This window comes from Odoribacter sp., assembly GCF_985060555.1.
Window position 1 is genome coordinate 63202 of the sequence record NZ_CFKYFN010000101.1, and the last position, 17594, is coordinate 80795.

At 46.8% G+C, this 17594-nt stretch carries 13 protein-coding genes and 1 tRNA gene; 6 read left to right on the forward strand and 8 right to left on the reverse strand.

Annotation, left to right across the window (positions count from 1 at the left end; all coding sequences use genetic code 11):
* Nucleotides 1-712 precede the first annotated feature (712 nt).
* Nucleotides 713-2053 carry an MATE family efflux transporter gene (locus tag AC5RDS_RS13765; RefSeq protein ID WP_262706769.1) on the forward strand — a complete coding sequence of 447 codons (1341 nt, stop codon included), beginning with the start codon at nucleotides 713-715 and terminating at the stop codon, nucleotides 2051-2053.
* On the opposite strand, the gene AC5RDS_RS13770 is transcribed toward AC5RDS_RS13765, so the two are convergent.
* The 7 genes from AC5RDS_RS13770 to AC5RDS_RS13800 form a co-directional block, all read right to left on the reverse strand.
* Nucleotides 2050-4299, reverse strand: a complete 2250-nt coding sequence (locus AC5RDS_RS13770) for a cation:proton antiporter (protein ID WP_195203611.1) — start codon at nucleotides 4297-4299, stop codon at nucleotides 2050-2052. The two genes, AC5RDS_RS13765 and AC5RDS_RS13770, sit on opposite strands and share 4 nt — an antisense overlap.
* Before the next feature lie 48 nt (nucleotides 4300-4347).
* Nucleotides 4348-5061 (reverse strand): LytR/AlgR family response regulator transcription factor, encoded by a 714-nt coding sequence (locus tag AC5RDS_RS13775; protein WP_013610675.1) that lies wholly within the window; start codon nucleotides 5059-5061, stop codon nucleotides 4348-4350.
* Between the two features lie 5 nt (nucleotides 5062-5066).
* Nucleotides 5067-6107 (reverse strand): sensor histidine kinase, encoded by a 1041-nt coding sequence (locus AC5RDS_RS13780; RefSeq protein WP_195305656.1) that lies wholly within the window; start codon nucleotides 6105-6107, stop codon nucleotides 5067-5069.
* A gap of 53 nt (nucleotides 6108-6160) precedes the next feature.
* Nucleotides 6161-7381, reverse strand: a complete 1221-nt coding sequence (locus AC5RDS_RS13785) for an ABC transporter permease (protein WP_013610673.1) — start codon at nucleotides 7379-7381, stop codon at nucleotides 6161-6163.
* Nucleotides 7382-7396: 15 nt separating this feature from the next.
* Complete coding sequence (locus AC5RDS_RS13790; protein WP_013610672.1) at nucleotides 7397-8137, reverse strand: ABC transporter ATP-binding protein; 741 nt, start codon at nucleotides 8135-8137, stop codon at nucleotides 7397-7399.
* A 237-nt stretch (nucleotides 8138-8374) separates the two neighbouring features.
* The gene (locus AC5RDS_RS13795; RefSeq protein ID WP_118113187.1) at nucleotides 8375-9583 is read right to left on the reverse strand and encodes an efflux RND transporter periplasmic adaptor subunit; all 1209 of its coding nucleotides are present in this window, start codon (nucleotides 9581-9583) and stop codon (nucleotides 8375-8377) included.
* A 50-nt stretch (nucleotides 9584-9633) separates the two neighbouring features.
* On the reverse strand, nucleotides 9634-10950 hold the full coding sequence (locus tag AC5RDS_RS13800) for a TolC family protein (protein WP_013610670.1): 1317 nt from the start codon (nucleotides 10948-10950) through the stop codon (nucleotides 9634-9636).
* A 208-nt stretch (nucleotides 10951-11158) separates the two neighbouring features.
* Between AC5RDS_RS13800 and AC5RDS_RS13805 the strand changes: the two genes are divergently transcribed.
* A complete protein-coding gene (locus AC5RDS_RS13805; RefSeq protein WP_013610669.1) occupies nucleotides 11159-12109 on the forward strand; it encodes a PCMD domain-containing protein in 951 nt (316 codons plus the stop codon).
* 47 nt (nucleotides 12110-12156) lie between these two features.
* Here AC5RDS_RS13805 and lpxB read toward each other — a convergent pair whose 3' ends face one another.
* Nucleotides 12157-13293, reverse strand: a complete 1137-nt coding sequence (gene lpxB, locus AC5RDS_RS13810; RefSeq protein WP_013610668.1) for a lipid-A-disaccharide synthase — start codon at nucleotides 13291-13293, stop codon at nucleotides 12157-12159.
* Nucleotides 13294-13415: 122 nt separating this feature from the next.
* Between lpxB and mtaB the strand changes: the two genes are divergently transcribed.
* The 4 genes from mtaB to AC5RDS_RS13830 all read left to right on the forward strand — a co-directional run bounded on the left by mtaB (nucleotide 13416) and on the right by AC5RDS_RS13830 (nucleotide 17591).
* Complete coding sequence (gene mtaB / locus AC5RDS_RS13815) at nucleotides 13416-14702, forward strand: tRNA (N(6)-L-threonylcarbamoyladenosine(37)-C(2))-methylthiotransferase MtaB (protein ID WP_013610667.1); 1287 nt, start codon at nucleotides 13416-13418, stop codon at nucleotides 14700-14702.
* A 298-nt stretch (nucleotides 14703-15000) separates the two neighbouring features.
* Nucleotides 15001-16026 (forward strand): NAD-dependent epimerase/dehydratase family protein, encoded by a 1026-nt coding sequence (locus tag AC5RDS_RS13820; protein ID WP_494222375.1) that lies wholly within the window; start codon nucleotides 15001-15003, stop codon nucleotides 16024-16026.
* Complete coding sequence (nhaA, locus tag AC5RDS_RS13825; protein WP_217774218.1) at nucleotides 16016-17362, forward strand: Na+/H+ antiporter NhaA; 1347 nt, start codon at nucleotides 16016-16018, stop codon at nucleotides 17360-17362. Before AC5RDS_RS13820 ends, nhaA begins: the two co-directional genes overlap by 11 nt.
* A gap of 144 nt (nucleotides 17363-17506) precedes the next feature.
* Nucleotides 17507-17591, forward strand: a tRNA-Ser gene (locus AC5RDS_RS13830).
* The last annotated feature ends 3 nt before the right edge of the window (nucleotides 17592-17594 follow it).

The window sequence follows — 17594 nt, forward strand, 5'->3', positions numbered from 1 at the left end:
CCACATATTTTTATGGTTTTCTGCTTCTTTATTTGCGTTTTAGATAGATTTAAGAGCGTATTACTCATATTACTTGTATTATTCATATTATTTAAGCCATCCATATTTGTTCTTGTTATGTTGGCAACGCTCTCCACTTGTACACAACTGGAGAGAGATAGCATCACCTACCGCCTACAGTCAGGCAGTAAGCAGTATATCACTTAATGTGACAAGCTGGGACGCAAGCCCGGCTCAAAGAAATCAGCCGACCAAAAGAAAGAAGAATACAGGGAAGCCATTTCCCTTTTGAAGAAAGACTATGCCATCAGGGACGTGGGAAAGTCGTCAGAAAAAGGCATCAGCACTATTCAACGTGTGAAAAAGGAGTGTTGCTGAATACATTAACCAATAGTTCCAATGTTCATGTGTCGCCAGACAAATAGTTATAGCACAAATAAGCCAAAAAGGTAAGGAAAAGATAAGGTCAAGGTGGTATTTTGACGCAAAAAAGGGGGCAAAAACGCTATCTTCACCTTATTTAATAAGTAAACCTTCACTTTTTTGAGGGAATTTGAGTACCTTTGTGCCATATTCCCATAATATACTCTTATCGGAAGTTGCATATGGATAATATACTGGCACTGTCTGAAGAAGACATAAAACTACGTAAATGTATGACATTTTATGGAATTTACACTACTTTTGTGGACTTAATCATACGAAATCTATCTTGGCAGATCTGTTTCCCAATTATACCGAAGAAAAACAAAGCATCCGCAAGTTCTTCAGGAGCTATGTTTACCCGGCTATGTTCAACATGGTGGTCATGGCCTTGTACAACATAGTCGACCGGATATTCATCGGGCAGGGAGCCGGCGCTTTGGCTATCTGCGGACTGGCCCTGACGCTTCCTTGTGTTTCTTTGTTGAGTACCGTCGGCACCCTGACCGGAGTCGGAGCTGCTGCCCGCATTTCCACTTCGATTTCTTTAGGCAACCGTTCCCTGGCCTGCCGTATCCTGGGAAATGCCACTGTATTGAATATCCTGTTATCTACGATTCTGATCGTTTACTCCCTGTATCATCTGGACTTTATCCTGGATATCTTCGGAGGAAGCGGGCAAACTATCCCCTATGCCCGTAAATACATGTCTATTCTGATCCCGGCCAGCTTGCTGACGAATCTGAATTTCACCTATTGCCATGCCATCCGTGCCTCCGGTTTTTCCCGCAAATCGATGACCATCGTCTTCGCGGGAGTGATTGCCAATATTATCCTGGACCCGATCTTCATTTTCGGTTTCGGCCTGGGCATTGAAGGAGCAGCCATTGCAACAGCCCTATCTATGTGCATCAGCTCAGTATTGGTGATCCGTCATTTCAGAAGTCCGTCCAATATCCTGAAACTCCAAAGTAAATGTTTCTCTCCCCGGTTTCCGATCTTAGTTTCCATCGTCGGAATCGGTATGGCCGCTTTTATCATGAACATCACCACAGGTATGGTGAATATCATTATGAACCGCTATCTGGAAAACAACGGAGGAGATTACGCTATCGGAGCCTATGGGATCATCAGTAGTTATTCCATCCAGGTCTCTATGTTGCTCATGGGAATATGCCAGGGCATGCAGTCTGTCATCGGTTATTTTTATGCAGCGGGCCATCGGCAGATGACGCTCCATATCCTGCGGAAAGCCATCCGTACGGGAAGTCTGATCGCCTGTTGCGGCTTTATAATCGGCGAAGCATTCGCTCCCTGGTTGGTCAAAGCCTTTACTTCCGATCCGACTCTGCTACAACTCAGCGAAGAGGGGCTGCGGTATACTTTTCTCGCCATGCCCCTGTTAGGGTTTCAACTGATCGTCACCAGCTATTTCCAGTCGATCCGGCAGGCACCTAAAGCCATCACCATGAATATTTCCCGTCAATTCTTATTTCTGATCCCGGCCCTGGGACTGTTTTCACACTGGTGGGGACTGACAGGCATCTGGCTGGCCATCCCCTTCGCCGACCTGATGGCCACACTGATCGCCCTCTTTTTCTTATGGCGGACCAACCGGAAAGCGGATTAATGGATCAGTTCGTATACATTCATTTCCTCCCCCACTACCCAAACCAGATCGCCGGCTTCGAACACCGTATCGGCATCCGGATTTCTTAACGAGGCCGTTCCCCGTTCCACACCCACTACGACACATTTGTGTTTGTCCCGGATTCCGGAATCCCGGATACTCTTCCCGTTAAAAGGAGAATCTTCGGTGACCACAAACTGTTTCAGGCATACTTCGCTCTGTGTCAGGTCTGAATCCATCGGTGGCAAGGTCATGGACTGCAGTTTATTCCCAAAACGTTCCAGCTGCTCGTCACTACCGATCACCTGCACCCGGTCTTGTGGAAACAAGCGTTCTTTACCACCCGGAATATTGATACAACTCTGTCCCCTGAAAACAGCGACGACCATCACCCCGAAACGACTTCCCAAAGCCAGATCGGCCAACGTATATCCGGCCCACAACGATTCGGACGGAATTATAAAATCGGCCATATGTAAATCCCGTGACAGCAGATGTCCGGCAAATTTCGGAGGCAGCCGTGTTCCGGCATGCCGGGCATACACCTCTCTTACCCGGAAATTCCGCAAAAAATGCCGTTCGATCTGGATAGACTGCTTTTTCAGGTAACGGGAATAAAACATCCCGGCCACCAACACGCAAGCCACTCCCAGCAACAAAGCGATAGAAGCTTTAAAAAGCGACACGATCACCACCATGACATACAATATCGCTATCACGAAACGGAATATGACCAGCGACACCAAATAAGCCCGGCTAAAATATCCATCGTTCCACAGGGTTTGAAACTCGGCCGAATGGTTTTTCTTGGCTACGATAGCCCGCAAAAAAGGTGCGATCAATAACAAAATCAGAACGGCACACAACAACCCTCCCCAAAAGCCGGGCAGCGATCCCCGGATCAAGGGCACCAGAAATTGAAACGAGAGAATCAGAATAGCGATGATGATCACCGAATAAATTACCATTATCCGGATCAGCGAGGTCAGTAAACGCTTCCAGTTACTTTCATGATTGACCACCCGGGTACCGGAAGTATAATGCTCGATAAAACGCTTCCATTTCCGTGGCAAATGTTTTTCGACATAAGGATAAGCCGGCTCGGCAGCCCGGATCATATAAGGAGTCAGAAATGTCGTTATGACGGCTACAGCGATCACGATCGGGTACAAAAAATTACTGGTCACGTGCATCGTCATGCCCAAGCCGGCGATAATAAAAGCGAACTCCCCGATCTGCGTCAGACAAAATCCCGACTGCAAAGCCGTCTTCAGCGGTTGACCGGCCAATACCACTCCCAGGGTACCGAATACCGACTGTCCGATCAAAACGGTAAGCGTAATAATCACAATCGGCCAGATATATTGGGCGATCATCCCCGGATCGACCATCATCCCCACTGAAACAAAAAATATCGCGGCAAACAAATCTTTCACCGGTTTCACCAAACGTTCTATTTTTTCCGCTTCGATCGTCTCGGCCAGAATAGACCCCATCACGAAAGCCCCCAAAGCAGAAGAGAAACCGACGGCTGTAGCGAACACTACCATCAGGAAACACAAACCGAGAGAGACGATCAGCAAGGTCTCGTCGCCCATCAGCAAACGGGTACGCCTGAAAAAAGTAGGAATAATATAAATCCCGGTCAGGAACCACAACAGCAAAAAGAACAAGAGTTTCCCGATACTATACACCATTTCCATCCCTTCGAAATTCTTACTGACAGCCATCGTAGAAAGCATCACCATCAAGACGATAGCGACCAGGTCCTCGATGACTAAAATTCCGAACACCAGCCCCGTAAAACGTTGTGTCCGCAACCCCAAATCCTCGAAAGCCTTATAGATAATCGAAGTCGACGACATGGCCAGCATACCTCCCAGAAAGATACTGTCCATCTGTTTCCATCCCATCGCTACCCCGACGATAAAACCCAAAACCACCATACCCACAATGATAGTCAGAGCAGCGATGATAGCAGGACCTCCTACCTTCATTAACTTTTTAAAACTGAATTCCAATCCCAAAGCAAACAACAGGAATACCACCCCGATATCTGCCCAGGTCTGAATATTTCCGCTGTCGATAACCGTCGGGGTTAACGTGATATGCGGTCCGGCAAGAATACCGGCCACGATATACCCTAATACCGATGGTTGTTTCAGACGCTTGAATATCAGGGTCATCAATCCGGCTGAAGCCAGTATAAGAGCCAGATCCGTAATTAATGTAGGTAAGTGTGACATAAACCACGTAATTTGGCCACAAAATTAGCATTTAAACCCTAATTCCGTTCACTTGATCGTCCGCTTATTGAGGAATTCCATAAATTTATCTTTCGAGGAATCTGCTATCGGAATATAAGTCTTTCCGAAAACGATCCGGTTTCGCTCGATGACAGTGATCCGATTCAGATTGACGATAAAAGAACGGTGTACCCGGCAAAAAGAAGCCGGCAACATCTCTTCAAGCGATTTCATACTGATAAGCGAAACGATAGGCGAAGTCACCCCTTCGAGGTATATTTTTACATAATCCTTCAAACCCTCGATATAACAAATTTTAGCCAATTCGACCTTGACCAGTTTATAATCCGATTTTACAAAAATACAATCCTCTTCCAGACTGTCCCCCTGCGTTTCACGGGTTTTCTCAAACCAATTCAACGCCTTGTTAGCGGCCTTTAAAAATTCAGGATAGCTGACCGGCTTCAATAAATAGTCCAGCGCATCCACCCGGAAACCTTCCAAAGCATACTGTTCGAAGGCGGTTGTAAAAATCACTTTGATCTGTTTATCCAACACCCGGGACAATTCCAACCCATTCAGTTCAGGCATCTGGATATCGAGGAAGATCAGATCCACCGCCTCTTCGCGTAACACCTGCAACACCTCCAAAGCATTCGAGCAACGGGCAACCAATTTCAAAAAAGGTGTCCGCTTGACGTAACTCTCCATCAAATCCAAAGCCAAAGGCTCATCATCGACTATCAAACAATTCAGTTCCATCCGTTTCAACTTCCGATCTTTAATTGAGCGACAAATTTGTTTCCCTCCCGTTCTGTCCGCAAATCATATTTTCCGGGATACAATAAATCCAGTCGTTTTTTTAAATTTTCCAGTCCGATCCCCGATCCGCTCCGGTCGGTTTCTTTCTTGGGAAAATAACTGTTTTCAATATAACAGCAGATTCCTGAATTTTCCAACCAATTGAAACGGATATGAATAAAAGAAGGCTCCGTGGGGCTCACTCCGTGTTTAAAAGCGTTTTCGATCAAAGTGATAAACAACAACGGAGCGACCAGCACACCTTTCCCATCGTCCGGCAAATCGACCTTCAACTCTACATTTCCCGACAACCTCAGACTCATCAACTCGATATAACTCTTCATGAAATTCAATTCATGATCGAGCGATACGAATTTCTGATTGTCTTCATACAGCACATGCCGCAACAGCCGGCTCAGATCATGGACGGCAAACTGGGCCCGGTCAGGATCGATAGCGATCAGGGAATAAATATTATTGAGGGTATTGAACAGGAAATGAGGGTTCAGCTGGCTTTTCAGATTCTGCAATTCCGCTTCGGAACGGGCATTTTCCAATTCTTTTTTTTCTTGCTCGAGGATATACCAGTTTTCGGTCATCCGGATAGCGACACTCAGAGCCGCCACCAAAGCCATCATCACTCCATCCCGGATAATAAAAACACTCCGTGGAGGAAAAGGTCTCGAATGCCTCGGTCCCTCATTGACAAAATGAATAAAATAATACTCCTGCCATCCATGTAAACATAAGCTCAGCAACACAAAAAGGAATAAATTGACAATAATAAATACCAATAACCTTTTCCGGAACAACAAGCGATCGATAAAAATAAAATAATTGGCATAAAATACAGTAATAAAAGCGATGGGAACACCGACATACCCCAGAAATTTAACCCAGGTCATCGGATTTCCCTCTTTCCAGGTGAAAAAAAGAGGGAAGCCGAATACCAATCCCCAGCCGATCACCTGGATCAGAAACTTTAAAATTTTATTCTTGTCACTCATATTACAAAGATAAAGATTTATTTGTTTATTTACCGGATCAACCGGTAAATAAACTACTCATACCGGATCGCTTCGATCGGATCGAGATTAGAAGCTTTCTGTGCCGGATACCAACCGAAGAAGATTCCCGTCACCGTACAGACCACAAATGACAGTACGACAGAATACAGTTGCACATATACCGGCCATCCCGCAACCAACTTGACCACCCACGAGGCTCCGATACCGAACACCACACCGATCAATCCACCGGTCACACTGATCAGAATCGCCTCGATCAGGAACTGGGCCAGAATATCCCGCCCCTTCGCTCCGATAGACATTCTCAAGCCGATCTCCCGGGTACGTTCGGTTACCGACACATACATGATGTTCATAATCCCGATACCGCCGACCAGTAAAGAGATCCCCGCAATACAAGCCAACAACATCGTCATCATGTCCGTTGTGGAATTCATCATCGAGCTCAGTTCTTGTTGGGAACGGATGTTAAAATCATCGTCATCCGATTCTTTCAGCCTGTGATTCCTGCGCAGGATACTCGCAATCTCCTCTTCTGCCAGTTCGGTCTGATCTTCAGAAAGCGCCGAACAGAATATACTTTGTAAATGGGTGATGGCCAGGATACGTTTCTGGACGGTTGTATAAGGTGCTAAGATAAGATCATCCTGGTCCATCCCCATTGTATTATAACCTTTCGATGTCAGGACTCCGATAATACGGAAAGGTATTTTTCCGAAGCGGATAATTTGCCCCACCGGATTTTCCCCATTGGTAAACAGATTATCCACGATCGTTTTCCCGACGACACAGACTTTCGCCGATCCGAGAATATCCTCCTCCGTAAACATATCCCCTTCCGCCAGGGTATATTTACGAATTTCAAGATAATCCGGATTTATCCCATAGATACTGGTCGGATAATTATTGGATCCGTAGATCGCTTGTCCACTGCTACTCACCGATGGCGAACAAGCCGAAACATAACGGGTTTCATCGACAATCGCCTGATAATCGTCCAGTTTCAGACTTTGCATGGCAGCCGGATCTTGCCGTACCCCTCCCCGCATATCCGCACCCGGATGAATCATGATCATATTAGAACCCATCTCCGCGATCTGAGCACGGATACTCCGCTTAGATCCCTGACCGATAGCCAGCATGGTAATCACCGAAGCGACACCGATAATGATCCCCAACATCGTCAGAAATCCCCGCATCTTATTATTCCCCAGGGCCCGCAAAGCAATCCTGAATAAATTCGCAAAATTCATTGTATTTCGATTTAATTAATCCTCATTCTTCGGTAAAGCGGCCAGCGTCTCTTTAGCCGAAGCAATCTTTTCATTCCGGGTATCCTGAATCACCCGCCCATCCTTCAACACGATAGTCCGGCTGCTATACGCCGATAATTCGGGATTATGGGTGACAAAAACAATAGTCCTCCCCCGGGCATACAATTCCTGAAACAACGTCAGAATCTCGAAAGAAGTACGGGTATCCAGGTTTCCCGTAGCCTCATCGGCCAAAATCAATACCGGATCGTTCACCAACGCCCGGGCTATAGCCACCCGTTGCTGCTGTCCTCCGGACATCTGATTCGACTTATGATACAACCGGTCATGTAACCCTACCGAATCGAGCGCTTCTATCGCCCGTCTTTCCCGTTCCTTAGCCGAAACCGCCGGATTATACATCAACGGAAGCTCGACATTCTCGATCGAAGTAGTCTTCGGAAGCAGGTTATAAGACTGGAATACAAAACCGATCTTATGATTCCTCAGCTCCGCCCGCTCATTCTTTCCCATCTGCCGGACCGAATACCCGTCCAGCCAATACTCCCCGGCTGTCGGCGTATCCAGACACCCCAGCACATTCAGTAAAGTAGATTTCCCCGATCCGCTGGTCCCCATGATCGTCACGAATTCTCCCGGCTGAATAGCAAAGGATACCCCCCGCAAAGCATGTACCGTCTCATTTCCTACCAGAAAATCACGCTTGATATCTTTTAATTCAATTATAGCATTCATTGTGTGTGAGTTATTGAGTTACTGAGTTGCTGAGTTATTGAGTTACTGAGTTGCTGAGTTATTGAGTTGCTGAGTTATTGAGTTACTAAGTTACTAAGTTGCTGAGTTAATGAGTTACTAAGTTCCTCTACTTTCTAAATCATCGATTTACCTTCTCCACCAATTTCCCGCAACTCCCCCTTATCTCCTCCTCCCCATCTTTTAGCCTATAGCTTCCAGCCTATAGCCTTTTACATTTTACTTCTTACTCTTCTTATCTTGTCCCGGTGGTTTCGGCATAAAGGGACTGGATTCTGTTTCTCCGGGTTGCGGAGTTCCCATCGCTTTTTTACCGGATTGTTCCATCGCCACGACAATCTCGTCTCCCTCAGCGAGGCCACCGGTGATCTCCAGGAGTGAAGTCGTCGCAGTAGCCGTCTGTACTTCTTTTTCTTCCAACGTTTGTCCATTCTTCACCCACACTGTTTTCTGTAAGGCAGAATTATCCACATGGATCGGTTTCAGTACGATTCCATTAGCTTCGGCCAAAGCCTGATCGGGCATAAATTTCAATGCTTTGGGAGGAATAGTCAATACGTTATTCTTCTCCAGTGTATAAATCGACACGGTAGCCGTCAATCCCGGTTTCAGTTTCAGATCCGGATTAGGTGCACTGATCACCACTTCGTAGGTCACCACATTCGATTCCACGGTAGCCTCCAGCCGTACCTGAGTCACAACCCCTTCGAACGCATCGTTCCGGTAGGCATCTACGGTAAAGGTAACCCGCTGTCCTTCGCGTATTTCGCCGATATCGGCCTCATCCACGTCTGCAATCACCTGCATCTCCGTCAAATCTTTAGCAATGGTAAACAAAGTCGGAGTTTCGAATCCGGCAGCCACCGTCTGTCCTTCTTCCACTTCCCTACTGATAACGACACCATCTATCGGACTGGTAATCACGGCATATCCCAAATTTCTTCTCACCTTTACAATATCGGCTTTCGACTTTTCATAGGCACTTTTAGCCTTTTCATAATTATACGTCGCCTCTTCATAATCGCTGTCGCTGATCAGTTGCTTTTCGAACAGCACTTTACTGCGGGCATAATTTTTTTGCTGATACTCGTATTCTGCTTTGGCATTCGCCAGCTGAGCTTCCTGCGATTCCAGTTCTGCCTGTAAGGTCACCTTATCCATCTCGGCAATCAGCTGCCCTTTTTTCACAACACTATTGTAGTCGACATAGATACGGTCGATGATACCCGAAACCTGCGTACCGACATCCACCTTGGTCACCGGCTCTACCGTCCCTGTCGCCACTACGACATCCGTCATCGAATTACGGGTCACTTTTTCAGTCTGAAAACTGATTTTCCCTTTTGAAGAAGTACCCATAAAGAAATATCCGCACAAGGCCAGAACTACGATAGCTCCCCCGATCGTTATTAATTTCCCTTTTTTCATATATTCTTTTTTATATTGTCATACAATCACTTGGTTCTCACATACCTCTATCATTGGATACTGATCTCTATACCCTGATAGAAATTCAACAATTGCTGATTCAGGATTGCCATATATTTGGCTTGTATCAACTCGAGCCGGGCAGCCAGCAAGTTGTTTTTCTCCGTCATCAATTCTACCGTATTTTTTGCTTTCAGGAAAAACTGTTCCTGAGTAAGCTCGAAAGACAATTCTGTAGCGGTCAGATTCTCCCGGGCCGAACGGAAACGGTTCTGCGCCGATACCGCATCCTGATAAACCGTCTCTACCGATTTCAGTAATTCTTTCTGTACGTTCTCATAATTGAGTTGGGCATTCTCGATATTCAGTTTAGCCAGATTGACCGCCGTCTTGGTCGAACGTTTATTAAAAATCGGTATATTCAGCGTCAAACCGATATTTTCACTCCAATTGTGTTTCGTCTGTGTCCCGAACCCCGTGCCGATACCCGAAACATGACTGGTTCCTAAACCGGCAGACAAGGTAACGTCAGGTAAATATCCCGCCCACGCTTTCTCCTTCTCCAGATTCGCTACCCGGATATTCAATTGGTTGTATTTCACTTCCGGCATGATTCCCAGCGAAGTCAGGTAAACACTCTCTTTAGACGGTAAAACGACCAACACGCTTTCATCTGTCAATTGCGGAATAGCCAGTTCCATCTGGTCGTTCACCCCTAATTCGAGCAATTGTTTCAATTCCAGCTGAGCATTTGCGAGCGTTGTCCGGGCTACAACCAACTGATATTTATCGGTGGCATACTGAGCTTCCAGCTGAGCGAGATCGGCTTTCGATAATGCTCCAGCCTCCAATAAAGCTTTGCCACGATCCCGCTGGGCTTTGGAAACTTCTACCGTCCCTTCGTTAATTTTCACCGCTTCGTCAGCATACAATACCTGGACAAATGCTTGGGTAATCGCCAGTTCGATGTTATTTTCAGATTCCTTGATCGTCAACCCCTGCACCTCATTTTGCAGGTCCATCTGTTGTACGTTCTTCCGGATTTTTCCTCCTTCGAACAGAGATACGGAAGAATTCAGGTTATAACTTCCGGAATACGAATTTTTATCACCGGCTTCGGGACGGGGACGGTTCACATAATTGTGAGCCGTTGTAAAAGAAAGAGAAGGCAGCCGGTCCGCTTTAGCCTGCTTCGTATTTTCTAAACTTTCTTCCCATGCGATCCGACTTTGCCGAATCTGAATATTATGTGCCCGGGCATAATTAATGCAGGATTTCAAATCCCACACAGCCGGTTTTTCCTGAGCCATCACCGGGGCGGACAACACGACCAGTCCCAGGACTATCCCTTTCCAATATGCATTCATAATGTATCTTTTAAGTTCATTTTCACGTTACAAATGTATTTTCTGTTCTCCCCCCCTACAATTTAAATATATACATTCCCCCTTTTTCACGACGAATCCCCCGATTCACCCGATAATTATTTTAGCATTTACATATTTTCACATTAATATTGGCATCTTTTTTGTTAGCAAAGGGGCAATACATCTATTTCAATTAAAATCTGTTACTATGAAACCGATATACAGCCTGTTTATTATGCTATCCTTTGCCGGACAGTTGCGTGCACAAAACGATACCACCGAATTATTTCCTTACGGAGATATGAATCAGTGGATGGTACGGGTAGTCGACGAATCCCTTGTTATCGGAGGAAATACAAAATATCTGTATGAGATCACACCGGGCGATACGCTGAAAAACAACACCCCTTATAAAAACAGTATATCTCCGTGGGCTACGTCGACCGTCATGGCTAAAGTCAGCGGAGTGGTGAAAGCCAGTGTAACCGTATTCCCGGAGAAAAGGGATTCCGGTTATTGTGCCCGGCTCGAAACCCGTATGGAACGCGTCAAAGTGCTTGGATTGATCAATATATCGGTATTAGCCACCGGAACGATATTTGTCGGTGAAGTGATGGAACCCGTGCGGGACACTAAAAATCCGCAAAGCAAACTCAATAACAATATTCCTTTCACGAAACGACCGAAAGCCCTGGAATTCGATTATAAAGTAGAGCCGGGCGGGAAACAGATCAAAGCGACAGGTTTCAGCCGTATCGTCGATATCCCGGAACAGAATAATGCCGAAGCCAGCCTATTGCTGCAATACCGCTGGGAAGACGAAAAAGGGAATCTGTTTGCCAAACGCGTCGGCACAGCCTACGAACGTTATGACCAGGAAGTAAAAGAATGGCAAAACGGCCATCGGATAGAAATCCATTACGGAGATATTACCGGAAAGGATTTTTACCAGCCTTATATGGACCTGGTAAAAGGTGAATCGACACAATATGCCGCCAATAGCCAGGGGAAGATCGTCCCCATCCAGGAGATCGGCTGGGCCTCTCCCGACACTACTCCCACCCACATTATCCTCCGTTTCTCCTCCGGCCATGGCGGAGCCTACATCGGTGCCCCGGACGCCAAATTCTGGATCGATAATGTAAAACTGGTTTACTAAAATATCAAAAGCACATAATAACTACAAAGTTATATTAAAACCCGGCTTTAACCGATTAAATTCTTAGCATCCCGTACCATCATTTTAGCAAACCGGGCCGAAGCTCCGGGTTGCCCTAAACGGCGGATCACCTCATCGTAATTCCGGAGCATTTTCTCCCGGTCACGTTCGCTGTACAGGATACGGGAGAGCTCGTTGAGGATATTTCTTTCGGTCAGCCGGTGCATCATCAGCTCTTTGACGACTTCCCCACCGAAAATCAGGTTGACTAACGAAATATAGTCTACTTTAACGAAGGTCTTGAACAAATAATAACTCAACCTACCTCCTTCGCCATTGTAACAAACCACTTGGGGAATACGCAGTAAAGCCGTTTCCAGGGTCGCCGTACCCGAGGTAACCAGAGCCGCTTTCGCCTGACTCAACAAACGATAAGTCTGCCCATACAAAATACGGACCTCCCGTCCCTTCAGGTAAGGAGCATAATCGGCATCCGACATCGAAGGAGCCCCGGCGATCACAAACTGATAATCGGGGAAATGATCCACCATCCGAAGCATTGCCGGCAGCACATAACGCAGCTCCTGGCTCCGGCTGCCGGCCAGTAAAGCGATGATCGGTTTATCCGGTAAATCGTTCGCTTTTATAAACCCGGCAAAAGTCTCCTCCCGGTAAGGCCGGGCATCGATCGCATCCACCAGCGGATTACCTCCGTATTCCACCGTATAATGATAGCGCCCGTAAAAATCCGTTTCAAAAGGAAAAATCGTATACATCCGGTCGACATACCGCTTGATCTTTTTCACGCGCCCGGTATTCCAGGCCCACAACTTCGGCGAAATGTAATAAAATACTTTCAAACCGATCCCTTTGGCAAACCGGGCAATACGCAGGTTGAAACCGGCATAATCCACCAGGATCACCACGTCCGGCTTCCAACTCCGGATATCCTCACAACACAAGCGGATATTGGCCTTGATCTTACCGAGATTCTTCAATACGGTCAGAAATCCCATGATAGCCGTATCTTTGTAATGCCGGACGATCTCCGCTCCTGCCTCACGCATCAGGTCCCCGCCCCAACCCCGGATGTCGGCTTCCGGATCTTCAGCCCGTAACCCCCGGATTAAATTCGACGCATGCAAATCGCCCGATGCTTCCCCTGCTATAATATAATAACGCATAAAAGGTAAAGGTTAAAAGTAAAAAATAAAAACTCAACAGTACTGTACAAAGATAGCAAATTACAAGCCAAATCATTACTTTTGCAAGCGATTATAGAAATTTAATAGCAGTCGGTACAAATATGAATATTGCAGGGAAGAAAGTCGCTTATATCACCTTGGGTTGTAAACTGAACTTTTCAGAAACGTCTACCATCAGGCACAGCCTTGAAAAAGAAGGCACTGAAACCGTAGCCGATAAAGAAGGCGCCGATATCTTTGTGATCAATACCTGTAGCGTGACCGATATGGCCGAAAAAAAAGGCCGGCAGTTGATCCGTAAAATTATTCACCACAACCCGGGCGCCTATATCGTAGTTGTCGGATGTTATGCCCAGCTCAGAGCGAAAGAAATCATGGCTATCGACGGAGTGAGCCTGGTATTGGGGGCCGGAGAAAAATTCAATGTCGCCCACTACCTGCAACACCTCGAAGAACAGGAAAAGCAAGAACCTCACTCGTGTGATATTTTCAAAATCAGCAATTTCGACCTGGCCTACTCTTTCGGCGACCGTACCCGTTGTTTCCTGAAAATCCAGGACGGTTGCGACTATTTCTGCACTTATTGCACCATTCCTTTTGCCCGCGGAAGAAGCCGGAGTGCCAGTCTGCCGCGGATCCTCGACGCTCTCCGCGAGGTGGCCGGCAAAGGGATCCAGGAAGTGATACTCACCGGTGTCAATACCGGCGATTTCGGCCGGGGCACGGATATGAATTTCTTACAACTATTGCAACAACTCGACCGCCAGGAAGAGATTGCCAGGTTCAGGATTTCTTCTATCGAGCCCAACCTGCTGACCGACGAAATCATTGAATTTGTAGCAACCTCCAAGCGCTTCATGCCCCATTTCCATATCCCCTTGCAATCGGGTAGCGACGAAGTGTTGAAGCTCATGCACCGGCGTTATGACCGGGAATTATTCGCCGGTAAGATCCGCACCATCCGCCACCTGCTACCGGATGCTTTTATCGGCGTCGATGTCATAGCCGGCATGCGGGGTGAAACCGAAGCCTGTTTCGAAGACGCCCTCCGGTTCATCGAGACGCTCGACATTTCACGGCTTCACGTATTCCCTTATTCCGAACGCCAGGGAACCAAAGCGCTGGATATCCCCCTGACCGTTCCTCAGGAAGAAAAACACCGGCGGGTAAACCGGCTGATTTCCGTATCACAAAAAAAATTAACCGCTTTCTATCACCGGTTCGAAGGGGAAACCCGTCCTGTATTGTTCGAAGACAACAAAATCGGACAGTATATCTGCGGATTCACAGACAATTATATCAAAGTAAAACTCCCTTACGATGCCGGATTAGCCAACCGGATTATTCCCATCCGGCTAGAAAAAGGGCTCTTTTGTGAAGACGAATAAACAACTCATAATAAAGTGATTAACCCCATACACAAAAGGCACATACTTATTGTGTCTAATTAACAATATTTAATTTGAAGCGTTCACAATTAGTATTACCTTTGTGTAAGAATCAATTTCATAGTTTGTTTCTGTTTAGGGTTAGTAATTTAAGTCGTCAATTCATGGCGACTTAATTTTTTTATTTCATCCGATATACCTATTTTTGTTATAAATACTTTTTAACTTTGTATCAAAAATATAAACATCGATTGTTAAGTAATCAGCAATTTACTTTTTAATTAAAGCAACGAACCTAATGCAAGTTTTAATTACCGGAAGTGCCGGATTTATCGGTTACCACCTCGCAAAAGCTCTTGCCCGGCAAGGCATAGCCACTTATGGCATCGACTCGATAAACAGTTATTACGACGTATCCCTGAAAAAAGCCCGTTTAAAAGCATGCGGAATCGATCTTTCCCGTCAAGAACAGGAATACCGCTCTACCCTTTACCCCAATTATACGTTCAGGCAAATGGACCTCTGTGACAAACCTGCCCTCGACGCACTTTTCGCTTCCCGGACCTTCGATACGGTAATCAACCTGGCTGCACAAGCCGGAGTACGTTATAGCCTCGAACATCCGGAGACCTACATCGACAGCAATGTGTCGGGTTTTCTGCATATATTGGAAGGCTGCCGCCACCATCATATTCCCCGTCTGATTTTCGCTTCTTCGTCATCGGTATATGGCAATTCGACCGAAGTACCGTTCCGCGAAGATGCGCGGGCCGATCATCCGGTCAGTATCTACGCCGCCACCAAAAAGAGTAACGAACTGATGGCCTATACCTACTCCCGGCTCTACGGCCTCCAGACTGTCGGACTACGCTTTTTCACCGTTTATGGTCCCTGGGGACGCCCGGACATGGCACCGATGCTTTTCGGCCGATCTATCCTGGAAGATAAACCGATCCGGATATTCAACGAGGGACGTTTATCCCGGGATTTCACATATATCGACGATATTATCGCCGGGATCGTCACGATACTCGACCACCCGGGCTTAGTGCGGGAAGATGTCCCGGGAGTACCGGCCGTCATCTATAACATCGGTCACGGTTCTCCGGTTCAGCTCATGGATTTTATCGGACTCCTGGAACAATATCTGGGTAAAACCGCCCGGAAAGAATTCGTCGGCATGCAACCCGGAGATGTGTATCAGACCTGGGCAGACACCACCAAACTCCATACCGATTATAATTACAGGGCCACCACCTCACTCGGGAAAGGAATCGAACAGTTTGCCCTCTGGTTCAAAAAAATGAAAACTTATGGATTATAATATATTCAAATCGCCCCTACGTCACTTTATCAAAGCAAAGATAAACGGTGGGGCCGTCTTGCTTTTCGTTGCCGCAGCCGCAATGATCATAGCTAATACACCCTTACGCGAATCCTACGATGCCTTTTTTGCCAAAGAGGTCATTTTACAATTCGGAGACATCAACCTCTTTCACGTCCACGGTGGGAATATGACCTTCATGTCCCTGATCAACGATGCGCTGATGGCTATCTTCTTCTTCTCCGTCGGTCTGGAAATCAAACGGGAGATCCTGGTCGGTGAACTCTCTTCACCCCGCAAAGCTTTACTTCCGGTTGTCGCAGCTTGCGGAGGAATGCTCGTCCCCATCCTCATCTTTTCCCTGATTTGCCCCGAAGGCCCTGTCAGCCGGGGAGCCGCCATCCCGATGGCCACGGATATCGCTTTCTCATTGGGAGTATTATCCTTACTAGGGAAACGCATCCCCCTGAGCCTGAAAATCTTCCTGACCACTTTCGCCGTAGTAGACGATATCGGTGGCATCATTGTCATCGGAGCCTTTTACAGCAGTAATCTGATCCTGGAATACTTGCTTTGGGCATTAGGGATTATTTTCATTCTGTGGATAGGCGGTAAAGCCGGAATCAACAGCAAGCTGTTTTATATCTTCTTCGGCATCGTCGTGTGGTACTTATTCCTGAATTCGGGGATTCATCCGACCATCGCCGGTGTCATCGTAGCCTTCACCGTCCCGGCACGTCCCAAGCTGAACATCTACAAATATGTCGGAGAAATCCGGGCCAGCTTGCAAAAGCTTCCCGAAACCTCCGACATGGCCAATAACAAATACATGCTGAGCAACTCGGAACGCGCTATCCTCCGTCATGTCGAATCGGCCTCCGACAAAGTGATCAGTCCCTTGCAATCGATGGACGATAACCTGCATCCCCTGGTCAACTACGTGGTGATGCCTCTCTTTGCCTTCGCCAACGCCAGCATCTCTTTCGAACATTTCACCCTGGCCGATATCGAAGGAGTGACACTCAGCGTATTCATCGCCCTCGTCCTGGGCAAACTGCTCGGCATCTTCTCATTTACATGGCTGGCCGTGAAAAGCAAATTACTGAACATGCCGGAACACATGGATGCCCGTAGCCTTCTCGGTGTATCCATGTTGGGCGGAATCGGCTTCACCGTCTCCCTGTTCATCGCCAACCTCTCCTATGCCGGGCTCCCCGACATCGGTCCTACCCTGCTCAACCAAGCCAAATTAGGTATCATCAGCGGTTCCGTATTCGCCGGTCTCGCCGGTTACCTGTTGCTAAAACATTTCTATAAAAATCCCCGGAACCGATAAATCTATCGGTTCAGATAAAATTTTGTATATCAATCTATTAAAACAAAACAACTAAATCACAACGATCACCTCAATGACCAATTACAAAAAAACTCTTATTATTTTGTTTTTTTTCAAAATTCATTCTATCTTCGCATCCGCATTGGAGAGGTGGCAGAGTGGTCGATCGCGGCGGTCTTGAAAACCGTTGACTGTCACAGGTCCGGGGGTTCGAATCCCTCCCTCTCCGCTG

What these genes read in the sequence shown, in the direction of transcription:
- AC5RDS_RS13770 (WP_195203611.1), bottom strand. Translation starts at nt 4,299, where the DNA reads ATGTCACACTTACCTACATTAATTACGGATCTGGCTCTTATACTGGCT.
- AC5RDS_RS13775 (WP_013610675.1), bottom strand. Translation starts at nt 5,061, where the DNA reads ATGGAACTGAATTGTTTGATAGTCGATGATGAGCCTTTGGCTTTGGAT.
- AC5RDS_RS13780 (WP_195305656.1), bottom strand. Translation starts at nt 6,107, where the DNA reads ATGAGTGACAAGAATAAAATTTTAAAGTTTCTGATCCAGGTGATCGGC.
- AC5RDS_RS13785 (WP_013610673.1), bottom strand. Translation starts at nt 7,381, where the DNA reads ATGAATTTTGCGAATTTATTCAGGATTGCTTTGCGGGCCCTGGGGAAT.
- AC5RDS_RS13790 (WP_013610672.1), bottom strand. Translation starts at nt 8,137, where the DNA reads ATGAATGCTATAATTGAATTAAAAGATATCAAGCGTGATTTTCTGGTA.
- AC5RDS_RS13795 (WP_118113187.1), bottom strand. Translation starts at nt 9,583, where the DNA reads ATGAAAAAAGGGAAATTAATAACGATCGGGGGAGCTATCGTAGTTCTG.
- AC5RDS_RS13800 (WP_013610670.1), bottom strand. Translation starts at nt 10,950, where the DNA reads ATGAATGCATATTGGAAAGGGATAGTCCTGGGACTGGTCGTGTTGTCC.
- AC5RDS_RS13805 (WP_013610669.1), top strand. Translation starts at nt 11,159, where the DNA reads ATGAAACCGATATACAGCCTGTTTATTATGCTATCCTTTGCCGGACAG.
- lpxB (WP_013610668.1), bottom strand. Translation starts at nt 13,293, where the DNA reads ATGCGTTATTATATTATAGCAGGGGAAGCATCGGGCGATTTGCATGCG.
- mtaB (WP_013610667.1), top strand. Translation starts at nt 13,416, where the DNA reads ATGAATATTGCAGGGAAGAAAGTCGCTTATATCACCTTGGGTTGTAAA.
- AC5RDS_RS13820 (WP_494222375.1), top strand. Translation starts at nt 15,001, where the DNA reads ATGCAAGTTTTAATTACCGGAAGTGCCGGATTTATCGGTTACCACCTC.
- nhaA (WP_217774218.1), top strand. Translation starts at nt 16,016, where the DNA reads ATGGATTATAATATATTCAAATCGCCCCTACGTCACTTTATCAAAGCA.